The 2,732-nt window shown below is 61.4% G+C and carries 3 protein-coding genes; all 3 read right to left on the reverse strand.

Features of this window, described 5'->3' with window-relative positions; translation table 11 throughout:
* Nucleotides 1-524, reverse strand: a 524-nt coding sequence (locus ASE78_RS07695) for a P-loop NTPase fold protein (RefSeq protein ID WP_200911016.1), incomplete at its 3' end; no start/stop codon positions are given.
* 220 nt (nucleotides 525-744) lie between these two features.
* A complete protein-coding gene (locus ASE78_RS07700; RefSeq protein WP_056495394.1) occupies nucleotides 745-1,905 on the reverse strand; it encodes an IS30 family transposase in 1,161 nt (386 codons plus the stop codon).
* A gap of 223 nt (nucleotides 1,906-2,128) precedes the next feature.
* A partial coding sequence (locus tag ASE78_RS07705; RefSeq protein ID WP_156351346.1) for a Crp/Fnr family transcriptional regulator occupies nucleotides 2,129-2,732 on the reverse strand: 604 nt, incomplete at its 5' end.

A 2,732-nucleotide genomic window follows, 5' to 3' on the forward strand; every position in this document is an offset into this window, starting at 1 on the left:
AAACCGGCGGACGCTCCACTTAGCAATCGCGTCGAGCTGTTCAGATGAACCGAGCCACCTCTCAGGCCGCCCATGGTGGCCATCCCGCCTGCCACCCACGGTGTGATCTGCCCTTGCGTCATGTAGTCGAACAGTGCGGAGCCGGCGATGCCGAGAAGGCGCAGCTTCTTTACACGTCCGAACAGGCTTGCCGCTCGTTTTCGAGCGGTGGCGGACAGCGTGTCCTTCTTCTCGACCGCCTGTTCGACGACGGTTGCTGTGATCGTCTCCATGAGCGCGGCGCGGGCGTCGTCATAGCTCTGATATAGCCACGCGTTGAATTCAACGAAGCGGATATCGACGTCGTCACGCGCTTCGAGCGACGTGCGTAGGAGCTTCATCATCGAGGATTTCCCGACGCCCCAGTCCCCAGAAATTCCAAGAGAAATGGGCTCCCCCTTGGCACCGACTATTCGCTCTGCAGCAATTTCAGCGACATGTGAGAAATTTACTAGGTCACGTAACGTTTCGTTGTCAGACCACATCGAAGTAAATTCCCCACCGTTCCACCTATGTTTCCACCCGTGGAACTTTAGGTCAAGATCACTTGAGCGCCGCGGCCGTTTCTGAGGGCGCTCCTGCCAGACCGCTCAATGGAAGGTGAACGGGAGGTTTCGGCAGGAGCGGCCGTTCGCACGTAGGCCGGGAACGGCTTGAGTGGGTCGGAAGCCGTCCGGCATCTTCCGGCCGCGAAGACCGGTGGGTTCAACGGGTGGTCGCAACACGCTCTGCGAACATTTCAGCCGGCGTCTGATACATCAAGGTCTTTCTGGGGCGCTCATTGAGTTGGCGGGCGATGGCGCTGAGTTTGGCCTGACTGTGCAGGGAGAGATCGGTCCCCTTGGGCAGATATTGGCGCAGCAGGCGATTGGTGTTTTCGTTGGTACCGCGCTGCCACGGGCTTTGGGGATCACAAAAATAGACGTCGACCTCGGTCGCCAGGGTGAAGCGCTGGTGATCGGCAAGCTCCTTGCCGCGATCCCAGGTCAGCGACTGATAGAGCTCGCGGGGCAGCTTGCGCGCTTGCTTGATCAGGGCCGTGACGACGCTGGCGGTCTCCTTGTTCGCCACCTTGGCCAGGATCACGTAGCGTGACTGGCGTTCGACCAGCGTCACGATATGGCTGTTTCGCGCGCCCGAGATGAGATCGCCTTCCCAATGTCCGGGCACGGCACGGTCCTCGACTGAAGCCGGCCGTTCGCTGATCGATATCGCATCCTTGATCCGGCCAAGCCCGCCGCGCTTCAGGCTGGCGTGGCGCGAGCGGCGGATCGTGCGCTTCGCCCGCAGATGCTCGAACAGCTCTTTCTTCAGGACGCCACGCGCCTGGATGAACAGGCTTTTATAGATCGTCTCGTGTGACACGCGGTGCTGCTCTTCGTCCGGAAAGCTGCGCTTGAGCCAGCCGGCGATCTGCTCGGGCGACCAGCTGCGGCGTAGCTTGCGCGATACTGTTCGGCGCAAGCCGGGATGGCAAGCCAGCTTGCACGGTTTGGGGCGCAGCGCGCGGTCCCACGCTGCCTGATCCGAGACGGTCCCGCGATACCGATCCCGACCGCCACCCCGCCCGACCTCGCGGCTGATCGTAGAAGGCGCCCGACCAAGCTGGGCTGCGATCGCTCTGAGCGAGCGGCCGGCGACAAGACCTCTCGATATCTCCTCGCGCTCGCTCAGGCTGAGGGCTCGTCCCGACCGCCTGCGCTCCGCAGGACGAATGCCACCCGAAGGCGACAGCACCGAGAAAATCGAGGATGACTGCCGATCAAACCGGCGGCCGATCGAACTCATCGACTCCCCGCGCTGCCACCGGTCCCAGATCTCCGATCGCTGTGACGCCGAGTAGTAAATCCGCTGACGCTGCTTCATCCCCACACTCCTTCTCCTCAAAGAATGAAGTGTTGCGACCACCCGTTGAACCCACCCCCACATCCGGACATTCGCGACGTATCTACCCTACCCCAATTTCGGCCATTCGTTCATTTTGATTGAGCGTCCAATCTTACCGGTCGGGGCAGGTCGGCGAAATTTGAGTGGTTTCAAGCTATATATACGGTCCCCCGGGGGGCGAACGTCAGCAAATTCAATTTGATTAGAGGCTTAGTAGGCGTCGGTATTCCGCCTCAGCGAACCCGTAGGTGTCACCAGCTAGGCGCAGCAGCCGATCCCGGTCACGCACGATGACGCGCCCACGCACGGAGCGAACAGCCTCATCCTCTTCGAGCTTGTGGAGTGCGTCGGTCACGCTGCTGCGGCGGACGCCGAGCATGAGCCTGAACTCCTCGTGCGTCATGCAGATGTCGTCCTCGCGTACCCGGTCGTGATAGAGCAGGATCCATCGCGCCATCCGCCGCTCGATCGAATGCGCGAGCGACGAGACGATCGTCCTGGACATCTGGGTCATGACCACGTCGACGAAGCGGAGCAGGACGGTTCGGATCTCTGGACGTTCGACCAGTATCCTGTGCAATGCTGTGGCCGACAGCCTCATAGCCGTGCCGTGTTCGGCCCGCATCACCACGTCATGCGACCAGCGCTTGTTGCCAAGTAGCAACTGCCAACCAATGAACCCCTCGCTTCCGACCAGCGCGACCGCGTAGCGGCGGTCGCCCTCGAGTGAGTCGAGTATCGCAGTGAAGCGTCCCGGGTTTCCTGGAGGCTCCCACTTGTGAGTAGGAGCATCGGTAATGAGCAAG

The organism is Sphingomonas sp. Leaf25, assembly GCF_001421635.1.
Lineage (GTDB): Bacteria > Pseudomonadota > Alphaproteobacteria > Sphingomonadales > Sphingomonadaceae > Sphingomonas.